Source organism: Methylobacterium sp. Gmos1, assembly GCF_053764715.1.
This window is the reverse complement of sequence record NZ_JBSNCC010000009.1, coordinates 57,893-74,180: the sequence shown is the minus strand read 5'-3', so window position 1 is coordinate 74,180 and position 16,288 is coordinate 57,893. Positions and strand designations below refer to the sequence as shown.

Sequence of the window (16,288 nt, the reverse complement as noted above, 5' to 3'; positions counted from 1 at the left end):
GCAACTTTCCGAACGAATGCAAGCCTGGCGGATGGATCGTTCGATCCAAGACATGATGTCGGCCCGCCCTGCCGGTCAAAGCCCGGATGCCTGACCCACGGATGTGACCCGCACATTCCTGCCCACGTGAAGCACTGGAAGCCCCAGCCGTGACAAGCCTCCTGACCAACACCGCCGCGCTGACGGCGCTGACCACCCTCAAGAGCATCAACGACCAGCTCGACACGACCAGCAACCGCGTCTCGACCGGCCAGCGCGTCTCGTCCGCCTCCGACAACGCCGCCTACTGGTCGATCGCCACCACGGTCCGCACCGACAACGCCTCCCTCGGCGCCGTCAAGGACTCCCTCGGCCTCGGCTCCTCGTCGGTCGACACAGCCTATAACGGCCTCAACAGCATCCTCGACGACCTGCAGAACATGCGCGCCAAGCTGCAGACGGCGATGACCCCGGGCGTCGACCGCTCGAAGGTCCAGGTCGAGATCGCCGCGATCCAGTCGAAGATGAAGGCGACGGCCGATTCCTCGAACTCGAGCGGCCAGAACTGGCTCTCGGTCAACTCCTCGGCCAGCAACAGCGCCTACCAGGCGACCCAGAACGTGGTCGGGGGCTTTGCCCGCTCGTCGAACGGCACGATCACCTTCTCGGAGATCGCCGTGAACGTGCAGAGCATCAAGCTCTACGACGCCAACTCGACCAGCGTCACCACCGCCGCCACCAACGCCCAGGTGCTCGCCTCGACCTCGCTCACCGGCACGGCCGGGTTCGGCTCGGGCTCCGGCACGGCGGATTTCTCGGGGCCCAACGAGGTCTCGCTCTCCGTCTCGGTGGGGGGGCAGTCCGGCACGCTGACGCTCAACGCCGCCTCCCTGAAATCGGCCGCCAAGGACCTGACCAACGTCACCACCGACGAGTTCATCGCCGCCCTCAACAATCAGATCGCCGCCAACGGCAACCTTGCCGGCAAGGTCACGGCGGGCCTCGACTCGGCCGGCCGGCTCAACTTCACCACCACCGGCACCGGCGCGGCCACGACGCTCAACGTGCAGCTCGCCAACCCGTCGGCGGGAAAGAAGGTGATCGACATCGGCTTCGGCACGGTGACGGCGGGCGCCCAGCAGGCGATCGTGACCGGCACGGCGTTCAGCAACATCGACCTGTCGTCGGGCTCGAAGGCGATCACGATCAGCGACGGCACGACGTCGAAGACGATCACCCTCAACGCGGCGAGCTTCACGGCGCTCGGCGGCGCGGCGACCTCGTCGAGCAACACGTCGGTGAACGGCGCCGACGTGGCGGCGATGCTCAACGCGACCCTGAGTGCGGCGACCGCCAGCACGGTCTCGGCCTCGTTCGCCGGCGGCAAGCTGACGCTGACCAACTCGTCCTCGACCGCCTCGATCATCGTGAGCGCCGCGGACGCCTCGTTCGGCCTGGCGAACGCGACCACCAACGCAGTCGCCGGCGGCACCGTGGTCGCCCGCAACGCCGCGGGCACCGATGCCGGCACCACCCAGGCGCAGGGCATCCTCGACACCTCGGTCGGCACCTATTCCAGCGGCGGCTCGTACTCGGTTGCCAACCTCGACATCTCGCAGCTGACGGGCACGAGCGGCGACCAGGATCTGCAGAGCATCATCACTGCGGTCGACAAGGCGATCGGCAAGGTGACGGATGCCGGCACGAAGCTCGGCGCCAACAAGACGCAGATCGACGGCCAGTCGACCTTCGTCGACACGCTGATGAAGGCGAACGACCGCACGATCGGCATCCTGGTGGACGCGGACGTGGAGGAGGAATCGACGAAGCTGAAGGCGTTGCAGACGCAGCAGCAGCTGGCGGTGCAGGCGCTGTCGATCGCCAACTCGTCGAGCCAGAACATCCTCTCGCTCTTCCGCTGAGCCGGAGGACGGCGGCGGGCGCCTCGTCGCGCCCGCCAGCCGCGGCGCAGGCTCTCATACGATTTCCGATCGATTGCTTCGCAATGCGGAAATCGGCTTCGCTCAGGCGCTGCGCGGGCTGGTGATACGATTTCCGGAAGGAATCTTCCGGAAATCGTATCAGCCGCGCAACGTCAGGGTGCCGAGATCCCCCATCCCCCCTTCGGGCAAAAGGCCGCGCAGGGTGGCGGTGAGGGCGAAGCCGGTGGCCGTGCGCTCGATCTCGTAGAGGTGGTAGCCGGCGCAGTGCTTGAGCGCGCCGCCGCGGGCGGAGGCCGAAGGGGCGCCGATCACCGGCACCCGTCGCCCGTCCGGTGCCATCAGGAAGGCGACCGAGCCGACGTGGTTGTGGCCGTGCAGCACGAGGTCGGCGCCGACGCGGCCGATCATCGCCTCGAAGGCGTGGGCGTCGGTGAGGTTGCGCCCCGCCTTGGCGCCGCCGACATGGGGCGGATGGTGGATCATCACCACCCGGCACGGCCGCTCGGGCTCGGCGGCGAGCGCCGACAGCATCCGCTCGGCGGCCCGGATCTGGTCGGTGCCGAGGCGCCCGCTCGCCACGAAGGGCGCGGTCGGAATCGCCGAGGACAGACCGACCAGCGCCAGCGGCCCGCGCCGGCGCAGGTAGGGAAACACCTTGTCGCGGCCGGCATCGTCCCGGGTCCAGGGCCCCACCGCATCGAGGAGCCCTTTGAGCGAGCCGCGCACGTAGGCGTCGTGGTTGCCGGGCACGAAGCTGACGAAGCCCGGCTCGCCCAGGCCCTCCATGAAGACGCGGGCGGTCTCCCACTCGCTCGGCAGGCCGATGTTGCACAGGTCGCCGGTGCAGGCGACGTGATCGGGCGCGGCTGCGCGCAGGTCGGCCACCAGGGCGGCCAGGATCTCCATGTCGTGGGTGAGCTTGCGGCCGCGGCTCCAGTTGACCCATCCGGTGGCGCGCTTGCTCATCAGCTGGCGCAGGCGCGGGCGGGAGAGCGGGCCGACATGCGGATCGGTGAGGTGGGCGAGGCGGAACGTCATCGAGGGCAGGAACACATGAGAGGGGATCGGGTCCGTTGCGCCGGGGTCATGATGCAGGGCTTCCCCTAGCAGCGGACCGGGCCCTCACGCATCCCCTTCCGGCTCGTGACAGACCACGCAGAGCTTGTTGCCGTCGGGATCGCGGAAGTACGCGCCGTAATAGGCCGGGTGATAATGCGGCCGCAGGCCCGGCGCTCCCTCGCAGGTGCCGCCCGCCGCCAGCGCCAGGGCGTGGCAGCGCGCGACGCTCGCCCGCGAGCGGGCGGTCAGCGCCGTCATCGGCCCGTTGCCCGGGTTCGGCGCCTCGCCGTTCCACGGCCGGCTGACGATCAGCAGCGGCCGGTCAGCGTCCCGCGGCATCCAGCCGGCCCAGCCGTTCTCCGGCTCGTGGAAGCGGAGCTTCAGGCCCAGCTCCTCGAAGATCGGGGCGTAGAAGGCGAAGGCGCGGGCGAGGTCGGCGGTGCCGAGGCAGACATGCGAGATGACGCTCATGACCGTCGGGTCGCTCCCTCGCACTCTCAGATGGCGGCGTACATCCGCCCCGGGTTGAACAGCCCGGCGGGGTCGTGCGCGGCCTTGAGGCCGGCGGTGATCCGCATCAGGGGCTCGGACAGCGGCTCGAAGACCGGCACCGTCGCCCGCACGGCATCGGGCGCCCGCACCAGCGTCGCGTGGCCGGCGCCGCCGAGCGCGGCGCGCACCTCGCTCGCGCCCGCGTCGCCGGTCGCCGGCGTCGCGAGCCAGATCAGCCCGCCGCCCCAGTCGTAGAACCAGCGCGCCGGCCTGGCCGCCGCGACGGCGGCCGCGACCGCAGGACCGCGGTTCGGCGCAGTCGAGAGGCGCCACACCGCCTCGTCGCCGCCGGCGAACGGCAGGACGTCGCGCACGGCGCGCCACAGGGCGGAGGCGGGCTCGCCCTCCAGCGTATCCGGCTTGCCGACGCGACGCAGCAGGCGCGTCAGCTCGCCGAGGCGGTAGTCGATCGAGGCGGAGAAGCCCTCGATGCGCAGGAGCGTGCGGGCCGGCCCGTCGATGCCCTCCGGCAGGTGGGCCGCGCCCGTGATCTCGAACGGCGAGCCGAGGGCGAGGCTCATCGCCTCGACGGCGCGGGCGTCGTCGAGGCCGGCGAGCACCAGGGTGGCGGTGCGCTCGGGCACGGGCAGCACCTTGAAGGTGACCTCGGTGAGGAAGCCGAGAGTCCCCCAGGACCCGGCCATCAGCTTCACGAGGTCGAGCCCGGTGACGTTCTTCATCACCCGCCCGCCGGACTTCACCGCCTCGCCGCGGCCGTTGACGAAGCGCACGCCGATCAGGCTGTCGCGGGCCGCCCCCCCGGCGATGCGCCGCGGCCCCGAGATGTTGCCGGCGGCGACCGCGCCGATCGTCGGCTCGCCGGAGGTGCCGAGGAGCGCGCGGTGGTCCATCGGCTCGAAGGGCAGCATCTGGCCGCCCTCGGCGAGCCGCGCCTCGACCTCGGCGAGCGGCGTGCCGGCCCAGGCCGCGATGACGAGCTCGGCCGGCTCGTGGAGGGTGATGCCGGTGAGGCCCGCCGCCGAGAGCGTGGCCTCGTCCTGCGCCGGCCGGCCGATCCCCGCCCTTGTACCGCCGCCGACGAGCCGCAGCCGCTCGCGCCGCGCCGCCGCCTCGCCGATCACGGCGGCGGCCTCCGCCTCGCTCTTGGGCTGGTAGATGCTCATCGCGGGCTCGCTCGGGCAAAGGACCGCGCCGGGTTGCGCGGGGATCGGGGCGCGGATCATTGCGGGCAACCGGGGCGGGTTGCAAGCGGGCGTGGTGGCGCCAGGTCGGGGCGGGATCGCGCCGACGAGGCTGTGGCCGCATCCTCAAGCGGGCTCCAACCGAATGCCCTCTCGCGCGAGCACGTATCCGATCGTGTTTGGCACATCCCAGACCGCGTCGAGATCGCCCCGCGTCGCCGTCAGCACGTCCGCCCGCACCCCGCTGTCGCGCTGGAGGCGCCAGCCGAAGACCGGATCGAGCAGGGCATCGTCGGCATCGTCGGGGAGCACGACGAGCAGGTCCCAGTCGCTGTCGACCCGCGCCTCGCCCCGGGTGCGGCTGCCGAACAGCCAGATGTCGAGCGGCGCCGCATCGCGGACGATGCGGGAGACGAGCGGCTTCAGGGGCTCCGGGACATCGGCGCTGCGGGCAGTGTCGGTCATGCGATCCTCGGGAGCGATCGTGCGACGGCAGCCGATGGGCCGCAAGCCCTCTACTGCGCCGGAACGACCCGGCCGAACCGCGCCAGCACCGCCGTCCGCAGGCCCGCGATGTCGAAGCGCCAGACGAGCGCGCCGTAGACGAGGCCGCCGGCGGCGAGGCAGGCCGGCAGGGCGAGCCAGGGGGTCAGCCCGCGCAAGGGAAGGAGCGCGACCGTCATCGCCCCAGTGGCGAGCACCACGGCGAGCGGATCGCGCCAGGGCATCCGCAGGCGGTCCGGCCCGGTGAGGGCGCGAGTCCCGAGGAACAGCATGGCGGCGAGGAAGCCGAGGGATTGCGCAGCGGCGATGCCGTGGGGGCCGAAGGGACCGGCCAGCGCCAGCGCCGCGACGAGGTTGACCAGCGCCCCGATGCCCCCCGCCGCGACCAGCGGCAGGGTGCGGCGGCGGATCTGGAAGATCGGGTTGAGGGCGAAGTTCATCAGCGCCAGGGCGAGGAGGCCCGGCAGCAGCAGCAGCGTGTAGGTGACGAAGTGCCCGCGAAACGCCTCCGGCACCGCGATCGCCTCGAGCGCCGGGGCGAGCGCCCAGAACCCGGCGGCGCTCGGCAGGATCAGCGCCAGCACCACGGCGCCGTTGCGGGCGACCTGCTCCTCGCCGGCCGCGTGGCCGCGGGTCTCGGCGGCGAGCACGGCGATCTGGAACAGCAGCAGGTCGAGGGCGGCGCCGAGCGTGCTGAAGATCCGCCCGCCGATATCGGCCGCCAGCGAGAAGTAGCCGGCCTCGGCGAAGCCCGCCGCCCCCGCCACCGCCCAGCGGTTGGCGAAGGGCATCAGCTGGTAGACGAGGTTGGCGGCGACGATCGGCAGGCCGTAGCCCATGAACAGCCGCAGCGAGTCCTGCCGGCGGGCCGGCTCGTGGGCGATCGGCGGATCGGAGAAGGCGCGCCGCACGATGAGCGCGGCGAGGAACTGGCTCAGGCCGCCGGCGAGCATCACCGCGGCGGCGTCCGCGGTCGCCCAGGCGGTGCCGACCATCAGCGGCAGGGTCAGGGCGTTCTTGACGAGGACGAGGCGCAGGTAGAGCCCGCCGACGAAGCGGGCCCGGGCGAGCGCCGCCGCGTAGTCGAACAGGCCGAGCCCGATCGCGGCCGCCGCGGCCGCCGCGGCGAGCAGGGCCGGATCGCCGAGGAGGGGGCGGCCGGCCAGCGCGAGCAGCGCCGCGCCGAGGAGCCCGACCACGGTGGCGAGGTAGGCCCGGTCGAGCATGCCACGGATCCACGGCTCGGCCTGCCGGACGCGCTCGGAGTAGAACCGGGTCGCCGAGAGGCGCAGCCACTCGAACAGCAGCGTGTTGAGCGCCACCGCCCCGGCGGTGCCGAGGGCGAAGCGACCGAAATCCGCCGGCCCCAGGATCTGCGCGATCAGCAGACCGAGGGCCAGGTTCATGACCGCGTTGACCACGAAGGCCGCGATGACCGCCATTGGGGTGGGTGCTCGTTCGGGGGACCGGGAATGACGCGGCGCAGGAGGATCTGAAAAAAACGGTCTGAGTGTGAAGCACGTCTCCCCTCTCCCGTGTGGGAGAGGGGTCGGGGGTGAGGGTGGCGCGCTTCAGGACAGATCTTGGCCGTCCCACTGCCAGCACGACGCTCAGCGCCTTCTGCGGAAGCGCGCCACCCTCGCGCGATCTCCGATCGCCCTTACCCCTCTCCCACACCTTGCAGCGATACCGGGCAAGCCCGGCATCGCCTGGAGAGGGGATCCCGCGCTATAACCTGAAGTGTTGCTTCATCTTGGGATGTGAATGAAGTCTCACCCCGCGGCCCGCGTCGGCGCCACCACCCGCCCCTCCCGGCCCGCCACCTCCCGGTACACCCGCTCCAGCCCGTCGAGATGGCGCTCCAGGGTGAGGGGGTCGGCCCAGAACAGGTCGTAGGCCGTCCGCCCCATCCGCAGTGCCGTGGCGTCGTTGGCGAGATGGCCCATGGCGTCGGCGAGCGAGCGCGGGTCGTTGGAGCGGAACCACAGCCCGCTCTCGCCGTGGCGCACGGCCTCGCGGCCGGCGCAGACGTCGCTGACGAGGACCGGGGTGCCGAGCGCCAGCGATTCGAGCACCGTGAGGGGCTGGCCCTCGTACCAGACCGATGGGAAGACGAGGGCGCGCGCGCCGCGCAGGACCGCCTTCACCTGGTCGGGGCCCTGCCAGCCGAGGAAGAGCGCCTCGGGATGGCGCGCCTCCAGCTCGGCCCGGGCCGGGCCGTCGCCGGCGAAGACCGCCCGCACGCCGGCGAGCCGCGCCGCCTCGGCGAAGACGCCCGGGCCCTTCTCGGGCGAGATCCGGCCGACGAACACGAAGTCGCCCGGCGGGCCGGCTCGGTGGCCGAGCGGCTCGACGTCGACCGGGTTCGGCACGTCGTGGTAGCGCATCGCCGCGGGCAGGTGGGGCGCCAGCGCCTCCCGTTGCAGCCGGCTGATGGTGATCATCGCGTCGATGCCCTCGACGAGGCCGGTGCGGCGCATCAGCTCGTGGCGGGCGACGCGCATCAGCTTGCGCGCGTAGGTGCGCGAATCGCAATTATACGCCAGGCAGGCCGGTCCGTTCGGGGTCCGGTGGCAGGCGGCGGCGATTGGGTAATCGTAGAAGCCGCCGTTCGGGCAGGCGAGGTAGTATTCGTGCGCGGTGTAGACCACCGGCGCGGCCGTGCCCCGCAGGACCGGCCCGATCGAGGGCGACAGCGCCTTGGCCCAGGCGTGGACGTGGACCACCGTGTCGCGCGGGTCGGCCTCCCCGAGGAGGGCGCGAAGCCGATCGGCGGCGGGTCCGTTCCACAGCCACTGCATGCCGAAGCTCGCCAGCGAGCGGGCCTGCGTCACGTCGGTCTGGCCGAGCAGCACCGTGCGCACCCCGGCCTCGGCGAGGCGCGGATCGGCCGGGCCGACGGCGGCGAACAGCACCACCTCGTGGCCGCGGCGGGAAAGCCCGATCGCGCTCTCCAGCGAGACCTTGGCCTGGCCGCCGTTGATGTAGGCGTGGTCGGCGACGAGGACGATTCTCACGCCCGCCCCCCGCAGGATTGGCCAGTCCCCTCGTGCAGCATCGGTCGGGCTCCCCTCGGGCGCGGCAGATTCAGGGGTCGACGATGGATCGGACCCATTAGGAATCGCCTAAGCGCAGCGGCGCCGCCGGCCTTGCACCGTGCCCCTCCCCGGGCCATTCGGCTTAAGACCATGCGCTCCCCCTCCCCCGCCTCCGCCATCCTGCTCGCCGCCCTCGGCATCGGGCTCCTCTCGCTGATGGATGCCACCATCAAGGGCCTGTCCGACCGCTACGGCGTCACCGGCATCGCCTTCTCCCGCTACCTCGTCGGCACCGTCGTGATGGCGGGGGTGCTCGCCGTCCTCCGGCCCGGCTGGCCCTCGGCCGAGACCTGGCGCACCAACGGCCTGCGGGCGGTGCTGGTGGTCGTGACCGCCCTGTGCTTCTTCCACGGCCTATCGGTGCTGCCGCTCGCCGAGGCGCTGGCGCTCTCCTTCCTGAGCCCGATCTTCATCGCGCTGTTTGCCGCGCTGCTGCTGCGCGAGCGGGTGCGGCCGCCGGTCTGGGCCGGGCTCGTCGTGGGCTTTGCCGGGGTCGGGATCGTGGTCGCGGGCCAGGTCGGCACGCAGGCGCCGCGGGCGGCGGGCTCGGCCTGGGGCATCGCGGCGATCCTCGCCTCGGCGCTGACCTACGCGCTCTCGATGGTGCTCCTGCGCGCCCGCGCCCGGCACGACCCGGTGGTGACCATCGTGGCGATCCAGAATGCGGGTCCTGCCGCGATGCTGGCCGCCCCCGCCGCCTGGACCTGGAGCCCGGTCGCCGCGCCGGACTGGGCGCTCCTCGTCCTCGTCGGCGTGCTCGGCGTCGCCGGCCACCTCGTGCTCAGCCGCGCCTACGCCAAGGCCGAGGCCTCGCGCCTCGCCGCGATGGAATACACCGCGCTCCTGTGGGCGATCGGCCTCGGCTACGTCGCCTTCGGGGAGGTGCCCGGGGCAGCGACGCTGGCGGGCGCGGGGCTGATCCTGGCCGGATCGGCGCTCGCGGCGCGGCGGTGAGCGGGGTCGCCGCGCGGTAGAGCGCGGGACGCCCTCCCCTCCCGGGAAGGAAGCCGCCGCGGGCCGTGCCTACTTGCGGGCGATCACGTAGGCGAAGCTCGTGAAGGTGCGCCAGTCCCGCTTCCGGGCGACGTCGGTGAAGACGGCATCCACCTGCTTCAGCCCCGGGATCTTGGTGAAGTAGCTGTAGCCGTAGAACGGCAGCAGCACGACGTCGCGAAAGCCGATCTCGCGCAGGAACGGCACGATCGCCGCCTCGCTCCCGCGGCAGAGGTTGTAGTGCGCGGGAAACTTCGGGTTGTCGCCGTCGTCGCGGCGGTCGGGAAACAGGGCGTGGACCACGGCGCGCGACAGGCGCTCCGGCATCAGCTCGTTGATGACGAAGGGCGGTGCGAACAGCGTCGGGAAGAAGCTCAGCGCCGCCCCGCCCGGCGTCAGCAGCCCGTGGATGTTGCGCCACATCTGCGCCACGTCCTCGACGTGCTCCATCACCATCCGGCAATACGCGAAGTCGAAGCGATCCGATCCGATCGTCTCCAGCGTCGACGGCGAGGCGATGTCGCAGCAGAGCTTCGAGAATTCCGCCGGCGCGAGATCGAGCTCCTTCTGCGACAGGTCGTTCAGGGTGACCTGGATGCCGTGCTGGCCGAGCTCATCGGGCGTGAACAGCGGGTCGCGACCGCCGCCGATCTCGAGGTGACGGCGCAGGCCGTAGGCCTCCGTCATCGCCAGGATCATGCTCTTGTAATTGTCCCAGCTCCAGTTCCAGTCCGACGTGTAGCCGAGCGAGTCGGCGATGTCCCGGATGGATCGGTCCGGCACCGGCACCGAGCCGGCCTCGATGGCCGCGAGCTTATGAGGAAAATTCACGGGCGACCTCTTCACGATGAGCGCTGTTGTTCCGACCGATTGTTGACTTAGCAGGCATCGGTTTAAGAAGGCTGAAATTGGAATTTGCAGGATAGTTAATAAATTTATTTTGGATTTTCGACAAATCTCATAATTAATAATATTTTGCATCTGCCGCTGGAAAACCGATTTTAACCACGCCTACTCATATCGATGCTTACTTAATCACGTCAGATAAAAATATCTGTTGCAAATACTGAGATTAATCAGCATCGATCCGATCTGCAATAGCGACAATCGATCAGTCTCGTCGACGGCGACGGATCGGTCAGAACCATCCCTTCAGCTTGAAGTACACCGCGGGGATCAGGGCACTCGCGGCGATCACCGCGAGGCCGAAGGGATAGCCGAAGGTCCAGTCCAGCTCCGGCATGTGCTTGAAGTTCATGCCGTAGACCGAGGCCATCAGGGTCGGCGGGATGCCGATCACCGAGACCACGGTGAGCACCCGGAAGGTGTTGTTCTGCTCCATGTTGATGAGGCCGAGGGTGGCGTCGAGCAGGAACTGCACCGTCTCGGACAGCCGGGTCTCGAACTCGTCGAGCGAGGCGACGTCGAGGCGCAGGCTCTCGAAGCGGGCCTTCTCCTCGGGTCTCAGCCACGTCTCGGCCTCGCCGGCGACGTAAGGGAGGATGCGGCCCAGCCCGAGCAGCGAGGCGCGCAGCTTCGCCAGCGCCTTGCCGCGCCGGCCGATGGCGCGCAGCAGCCGCCGCAGGGCGAGGTCGCGGCGCTTGGGAGCCGAGGCCTCGGTGCGGCCATTCCCGTTGGCGCTGGTGTCGAAGGTGAAGATCCGGGTCGAGAGCGAATCGAGCTCGTCGCTCATCGTCTCGAGGATGTCGGCCATGCGGTCGATCAGTTCCTCGTGCAGCGCCAGGAAGGTCTCGACGCTGGAGGCCGGCCCGTCCCGCTCGGCCTGGCGCGCCTTCACGGTGTCGAAGGCGGCGAGCGGCTGGAACCGCACGGTGAGCAGCCGCTCCGGCGTCAGCACGAAGCCGAGCGGACGAAGCGTCAGGTCGTCGTCGCGGAACGAGACCATCGGGGTGCTGAGATAGAACGCGTCCCGGCGCCGGTTGAGGCGGCGCGAGTTCTGCACCTCGCTCAGCGCCCCGCGGGAGGGCACCCGCAGACCGGTCGCGGCTTCCGCCAGGGCCGTCTCGGCCTCGCTCGGATCCTCGAGGTCGAGCCAGGTGCCGTGGGCCGGCAGGGGATGGGCGGCGCAGGCCTGGCCCTCGGCGACGACCCCCTCGGAGCCGTGCAGCGTGATCATGGGGGTTGGGCTCCTGCTCGACGGGTCCGATGGTCCCTCACCCGTCCGATTGTGCCGCGCGAGACACACGCCAGCGCCTTGACTCGTTCGCGCGGCCCGATTATCTCCACGCCAGCCTTAGCACTCACCTCACGAGAGTGCTAATGCCCCGGTTGGCGGGCGGCTTCGGCGCCACACCAACCGCAATGCGTTCTGCGAAGCAAGAGGGCAGCACATGCAATTCCGTCCGCTGCACGACCGTGTCGTCGTCCGTCGCATCGATAGCGAGGAGAAGACCAAGGGCGGCATCATCATCCCGGATTCCGCCAAGGAGAAGCCGCAAGAGGGCGAGATCGTCGCCGTCGGCCCCGGCGCCCGCGACGAGTCCGGCAAGCTGAACCCGCTCGACGTCAAGGCCGGCGACCGCGTCCTGTTCGGCAAGTGGTCGGGCACCGAGGTCAAGATCGACGGCAAGGACCTCCTCATCATGAAGGAGTCCGACATCATGGGCGTGCTGGCGTAAGTCGCCACCCCCTGAACGGCTCTGCGAGCCCGACGGCGGCGCCCCTTCCGGGAGCTGACGCCGGACGGCTCTCCCCTGCAACACCGATCTACAGTGAGGAATCACCATGGCAGCGAAAGACGTTCGTTTCGCCTCCGACGCCCGCGAGAAGATGCTGCGCGGCGTCGACATCCTGGCGGATGCGGTGAAGGTCACGCTCGGCCCCAAGGGCCGCAACGTCGTGATCGAGAAGAGCTTCGGCGCGCCCCGGATCACCAAGGACGGCGTGACCGTTGCCAAGGAGATCGAGCTCGCCGACAAGTTCGAGAACATGGGCGCCCAGATGGTGCGCGAAGTGGCCTCGAAGACCAACGACATCGCGGGTGACGGCACCACCACCGCGACCGTGCTCGCCCAGGCGATCGTTCGCGAGGGCGCCAAGTACGTCGCCGCCGGCATGAACCCGATGGACCTGAAGCGCGGCATCGACCTCGCCACCCAGGCCGCCGTGAAGGACATCCAGAGCCGCGCCAAGAAGGTGTCGGCCTCGGAGGAGATCGCCCAGGTCGGCACGATCTCGGCCAACGGCGACAAGGACATCGGCGAGATGATCGCCCATGCCATGCAGAAGGTCGGCAACGAGGGCGTGATCACGGTCGAGGAGGCGAAGACCGCCGAGACCGAGCTCGACGTCGTCGAGGGCATGCAGTTCGACCGCGGCTACCTCTCCCCGTACTTCATCACGAATGCGGAGAAGATGATCGCCGAGCTCGAGGACCCCTACATCCTCATCCACGAGAAGAAGCTGTCGTCGCTCCAGGCGATGCTGCCGGTGCTCGAGGCCGTCGTCCAGACCGGCAAGCCGCTGCTGATCGTCGCCGAGGACATCGAGGGCGAGGCGCTCGCCACCCTCGTCGTCAACAAGCTGCGCGGCGGCCTGAAGGTCGCGGCCGTGAAGGCGCCGGGCTTCGGTGACCGTCGCAAGGCCATGCTCGAGGACATCGCGATCCTGACCCAGGGTCAGATGATCGCCGAGGACCTCGGCATCAAGCTCGAGAACGTGACCCTCCCGATGCTCGGCCGCGCCAAGCGCGTCCGCATCGAGAAGGAGAACACCACGATCATCGACGGCGCCGGCGAGAAGTCGGACATCGAGGCCCGCGTCCAGCAGATCAAGGCGCAGATCGAGGAGACCACCTCGGACTACGACCGCGAGAAGCTCCAGGAGCGTCTGGCCAAGCTCGCGGGCGGCGTCGCGGTGATCCGCGTCGGCGGCGCGACCGAGGTCGAGGTCAAGGAGAAGAAGGACCGCGTCGACGATGCCCTCCACGCCACCCGCGCGGCGGTCGAGGAAGGCATCGTTCCCGGCGGCGGCACCGCGCTCCTGCGCGCCAAGAAGGCCGTGGCCGGCCTGTCGAGCGACAACGCCGACGTCCAGGCCGGGATCAAGATCGTCCTCAAGGCGCTTGAGGCCCCGATCCGCCAGATCGCCAGCAACGCCGGCGTCGAGGGCTCGATCGTGGTCGGCAAGATCGGCGACAAGGGCGACTCGGAGACCTACGGCTTCAACGCCCAGACCGAAGAGTACGTCGACATGATCCAGGCCGGCATCGTCGACCCGGCCAAGGTCGTGCGCACCGCCCTGCAGGACGCCGCCTCGGTGGCTGGCCTGCTCGTGACGACCGAGGCGATGGTCGCCGACGCCCCGAAGAAGGACAGCCCTGCTCCGGCGATGCCGGGCGGCGGCATGGGCGGCATGGACTTCTAAGTCCGAGCCGACCAGTCTCAGAGAGACGGGAGGGGGTCGCCGAAAGGCGGCCCCTTTTCCGTTGGGGCGGCCAAGATCGTGTCCGGGCTTATCCGCTCCATGCCTCTGCGTCAGAATTGAGGTTGTCGGAGGGTGCGATGAGCGAGTTGCGACCGCGGGGCCTGACGGATGCCGGGTTCGCCGTCGCGGACGAGCGCACTCCTGCTCTACTCGGTGCTCCGGACTCTCCCCTCCCATCGCCTGAGGTACGGAGGCCGCCCTCGGAAATACCGAGCTTCGGACAGCTCCTGGGCTCGTCGGGGCTGCATGACGGGGATTTGCCGGAGCGCGACAAGACTCCGCTGCGAAACCCGGACTACTGATGTCCCGTCGATCGCAGCTGCCCCACGGGATCAGCAACGAAACGGCGTTGCCGACCAAGCCGGTCGCCTATGTCGCGCAGCAGTCGATCGCCGCTCGGGCAACGCTGGTCCTCTCGGACCGTGACCGGGCCGTCTTCTTCGACGTGCTCATCGATCCGCCCGGCCCGAATGATCGGCTGAAAGCGGCCTTTGCCGAGCATGCGCGCCGCGTGGAGCGGTGACGGCAGATGAGGCCCGCGAGGCTGTGTCTCAGAGCGAGCTTATTTGATCTCTACAGGTATCGAACACACTGCGTCATCCCGGGGCTCGCCGAAGGCGAGAACCCGGGATCCATAAACGCTGACGATGCAGGATGATGCGGAACGCCGCCCGTCCTTTTCTTCACCGTCAGCGGTTATGGATCCCGGGTTCCGCTGCGCGGCCCCGGGATGACGCAGTGAGGTGGCGACAACGACGCCAGATCGACTAGTGCGGCCAACCAAACAGGTTCCGGGGAGTTAGAGGTGTGGTATCGCCCGCCTCACCTTAGATCCAGCCTCCCCTGCCGCCCGCCGAGCGTCACCCCCTCATGGGCGAGCAGCCACTGCTTGCGGTGAAGCCCGCCGCCATAGCCGGTGAGAGCCGCATTCGCTCCAATGACACGGTGGCACGGCACCACGAGGCCGACCGGGTTGGCGCCGTTGGCGAGCCCGACCGCGCGCACCGCCTTGTCCCGCCCGAGGCGTTGCGCCAGGGCGCCGTAGCTCAGGGTGGTGCCCACCGGGATCGTTCGGAGCGCGGCCCAGACCTCGCGCTGGAAGGCGGTGCCGTTGTGGCGCACAGAGAGGCCTTCGATCGCCCGGAGGTCGCCGGCGAAGTAGGCCTCGATTGGCCGGCGCAGGGCGGGCGGCACGGTAGCGTCCCGCAGGGCGAAGGCGGTACCGTAATGCAGCCGCAGCAGGCGCCGCATCCGCGTCTCGTGGTCCGACCAGTCGAGGGCGCGTAAATGAGCGTCCTCGTCGAAGACCAGCAGCATCGTGCCGATCGGGGTCGGCAGGGTGCCGAGGAAAAAGGTCGTCGCCATGCCTCAGCTTAACGCCGGGGCGGGGCCGCCGTCAGCGCCGCGGCGGCCCGTCCACCGCTCAGTCGAGCCAGCCCTTCAGCTCCCGGGCGACGACGTGCTCGATTACCCGCATGCCCTCCGGTCCGTCGTTGAGGCAGGGCAGGTAGGCGAAATGCGTGCCGCCGCCATCCTCGAAATAGTGCCGGTTCTCGCCGTCGAGTTCTTCCAGCGTCTCCAGGCAGTCGGCGGTGAAGCCCGGCGCCACGATGGCGAGGCGCTTCACGCCTTTGGCCGCCAGCTCTTTCACGGTCTCGTCGGTATAGGGCTTCAGCCATTCCTCGTTGCCGAAGCGCGACTGGAAGGTCGTGCGCATCCGCTCGGGCGAGTAGCCCAGCGCCTCGCGGATGAGGCGACCGGTCTTCACGCACTGGCAATGGTAGGGGTCGCCCTTCATCAGGTAGGATTTCGGCACGCCGTGGAACGAGGTCAGGATCACCTCGGGCTCGAAGTCGAGGGCGGCGAGGTCGCGACGGATCGCGCTCGCCACCGCCTCGATGTAGACCGGGTCGTCGTGGTAGGGCGGCGAGACCCGCACCGTCGGCTGCCAGCGCATCTTCATCAAGGCGCGGAACGCCTGGTCGCAGGCGGTGGCCGAGGTCGCGGCGGCGTATTGCGGGTAGAGCGGCACCAGGAGGATGCGGTCGCAGCCCTGGTCGAGGAGCGCCTGGATGCGCTGGTCGACCTCGGGCTTGCCGTAGCGCATCGCCCAGTCGACCACGACCTTGTCGCCCATCGCCGCCTGGAGCTTCTCGGCCTGGCCGCGGGTGATGGTCTTGAGCGGGCCCTCGTCGCGCTCGTTGTTCCAGACCGAGGCGTAGTCGCGCCCCTTCGGCCCCGGGCGCTTGGTCAGGATGACGAGGTTGAGGAGCGGCCACCAGATCGCCCGCGGCACCTCGATCACCCGCCGGTCGGAGAGGAATTCCTTGAGGTAGCGGCGCATCGGCCAGTAGCTCGTGCCCTCCGGCGTGCCGAGATTCATCAGGAGCACGCCGATCCGGCCCCAGCGCACCGCCGGATGCTCGGCCGGCAGGGCTCCCGCTTGGCCGGCGGCGCCCGCCTGTCCGACGGGAGTGGCGCCGCGGGCAAGCGCGGCGTTCGGAGTCACCTCGTTCATGGTCGTCCGGTCTGCTGCTCGGCCCGGAGGGATGGCGCGCCCGGGCCCGTCTGT

15 protein-coding genes are annotated in these 16,288 nt (G+C 70.0%); 5 read left to right on the top strand and 10 right to left on the bottom strand.

The window, feature by feature from the left end:
- Positions 1-149: 149 nt before the first annotated feature.
- On the top strand, positions 150-1,901 hold the full coding sequence (locus ACS5PV_RS18380) for a flagellin N-terminal helical domain-containing protein (protein ID WP_455396785.1): 1,752 nt from the start codon (positions 150-152) through the stop codon (positions 1,899-1,901).
- Positions 1,902-2,060: 159 nt separating this feature from the next.
- On the opposite strand, the gene ACS5PV_RS18375 is transcribed toward ACS5PV_RS18380, so the two are convergent.
- The 6 genes from ACS5PV_RS18375 to ACS5PV_RS18350 all read right to left on the bottom strand — a co-directional run bounded on the left by ACS5PV_RS18375 (position 2,061) and on the right by ACS5PV_RS18350 (position 8,196).
- The gene (locus tag ACS5PV_RS18375) at positions 2,061-2,960 is read right to left on the bottom strand and encodes a metallophosphoesterase family protein (protein ID WP_455396921.1); all 900 of its coding nucleotides are present in this window, start codon (positions 2,958-2,960) and stop codon (positions 2,061-2,063) included.
- Positions 2,961-3,044: 84 nt separating this feature from the next.
- Complete coding sequence (locus ACS5PV_RS18370; protein ID WP_455396784.1) at positions 3,045-3,452, bottom strand: VOC family protein; 408 nt, start codon at positions 3,450-3,452, stop codon at positions 3,045-3,047.
- Between the two features lie 26 nt (positions 3,453-3,478).
- Positions 3,479-4,657: an FAD-binding protein gene (locus tag ACS5PV_RS18365; RefSeq protein WP_455396783.1), complete on the bottom strand. Its 1,179-nt coding sequence runs from the start codon at positions 4,655-4,657 to the stop codon at positions 3,479-3,481.
- A gap of 144 nt (positions 4,658-4,801) precedes the next feature.
- On the bottom strand, positions 4,802-5,140 hold the full coding sequence (locus ACS5PV_RS18360; protein WP_455396782.1) for a nucleotidyltransferase domain-containing protein: 339 nt from the start codon (positions 5,138-5,140) through the stop codon (positions 4,802-4,804).
- Between the two features lie 50 nt (positions 5,141-5,190).
- The gene (locus ACS5PV_RS18355) at positions 5,191-6,621 is read right to left on the bottom strand and encodes a lipopolysaccharide biosynthesis protein (RefSeq protein WP_455396781.1); all 1,431 of its coding nucleotides are present in this window, start codon (positions 6,619-6,621) and stop codon (positions 5,191-5,193) included.
- Between the two features lie 330 nt (positions 6,622-6,951).
- The gene (locus tag ACS5PV_RS18350; protein WP_455396780.1) at positions 6,952-8,196 is read right to left on the bottom strand and encodes a glycosyltransferase family 4 protein; all 1,245 of its coding nucleotides are present in this window, start codon (positions 8,194-8,196) and stop codon (positions 6,952-6,954) included.
- 171 nt (positions 8,197-8,367) lie between these two features.
- Between ACS5PV_RS18350 and ACS5PV_RS18345 the strand changes: the two genes are divergently transcribed.
- Positions 8,368-9,231, top strand: coding sequence for a DMT family transporter (locus ACS5PV_RS18345; RefSeq protein ID WP_455396779.1), 864 nt, complete (start codon positions 8,368-8,370; stop codon positions 9,229-9,231).
- Between the two features lie 69 nt (positions 9,232-9,300).
- Here ACS5PV_RS18345 and ACS5PV_RS18340 read toward each other — a convergent pair whose 3' ends face one another.
- Together ACS5PV_RS18340 and ACS5PV_RS18335 are read right to left on the bottom strand one after the other, a co-directional pair.
- Positions 9,301-10,101: a class I SAM-dependent methyltransferase gene (locus ACS5PV_RS18340; protein ID WP_455396778.1), complete on the bottom strand. Its 801-nt coding sequence runs from the start codon at positions 10,099-10,101 to the stop codon at positions 9,301-9,303.
- A gap of 307 nt (positions 10,102-10,408) precedes the next feature.
- Entirely contained in the window at positions 10,409-11,407 is a 999-nt protein-coding gene (locus ACS5PV_RS18335; protein WP_455396777.1) for a CorA family divalent cation transporter, read from the bottom strand.
- Between the two features lie 214 nt (positions 11,408-11,621).
- On the opposite strand from ACS5PV_RS18335, the gene groES reads away from it, so the two are divergent.
- From groES to ACS5PV_RS18320, 3 genes are all read left to right on the top strand, one after another.
- Positions 11,622-11,909 (top strand): co-chaperone GroES, encoded by a 288-nt coding sequence (gene groES, locus ACS5PV_RS18330; protein WP_455396776.1) that lies wholly within the window; start codon positions 11,622-11,624, stop codon positions 11,907-11,909.
- 106 nt (positions 11,910-12,015) lie between these two features.
- Positions 12,016-13,656 carry a chaperonin GroEL gene (groL, locus tag ACS5PV_RS18325; protein WP_455396775.1) on the top strand — a complete coding sequence of 547 codons (1,641 nt, stop codon included), beginning with the start codon at positions 12,016-12,018 and terminating at the stop codon, positions 13,654-13,656.
- Positions 13,657-14,017: 361 nt separating this feature from the next.
- Positions 14,018-14,239: a type II toxin-antitoxin system TacA family antitoxin gene (locus ACS5PV_RS18320; protein ID WP_455396774.1), complete on the top strand. Its 222-nt coding sequence runs from the start codon at positions 14,018-14,020 to the stop codon at positions 14,237-14,239.
- A gap of 299 nt (positions 14,240-14,538) precedes the next feature.
- Here ACS5PV_RS18320 and ACS5PV_RS18315 read toward each other — a convergent pair whose 3' ends face one another.
- Entirely contained in the window at positions 14,539-15,081 is a 543-nt protein-coding gene (locus ACS5PV_RS18315; RefSeq protein ID WP_455396773.1) for a methylated-DNA--[protein]-cysteine S-methyltransferase, read from the bottom strand.
- A 58-nt stretch (positions 15,082-15,139) separates the two neighbouring features.
- Positions 15,140-16,234, bottom strand: coding sequence for a ferrochelatase (gene hemH / locus ACS5PV_RS18310; protein WP_455396772.1), 1,095 nt, complete (start codon positions 16,232-16,234; stop codon positions 15,140-15,142).
- Between the last annotated feature and the right edge of the window lie 54 nt (positions 16,235-16,288).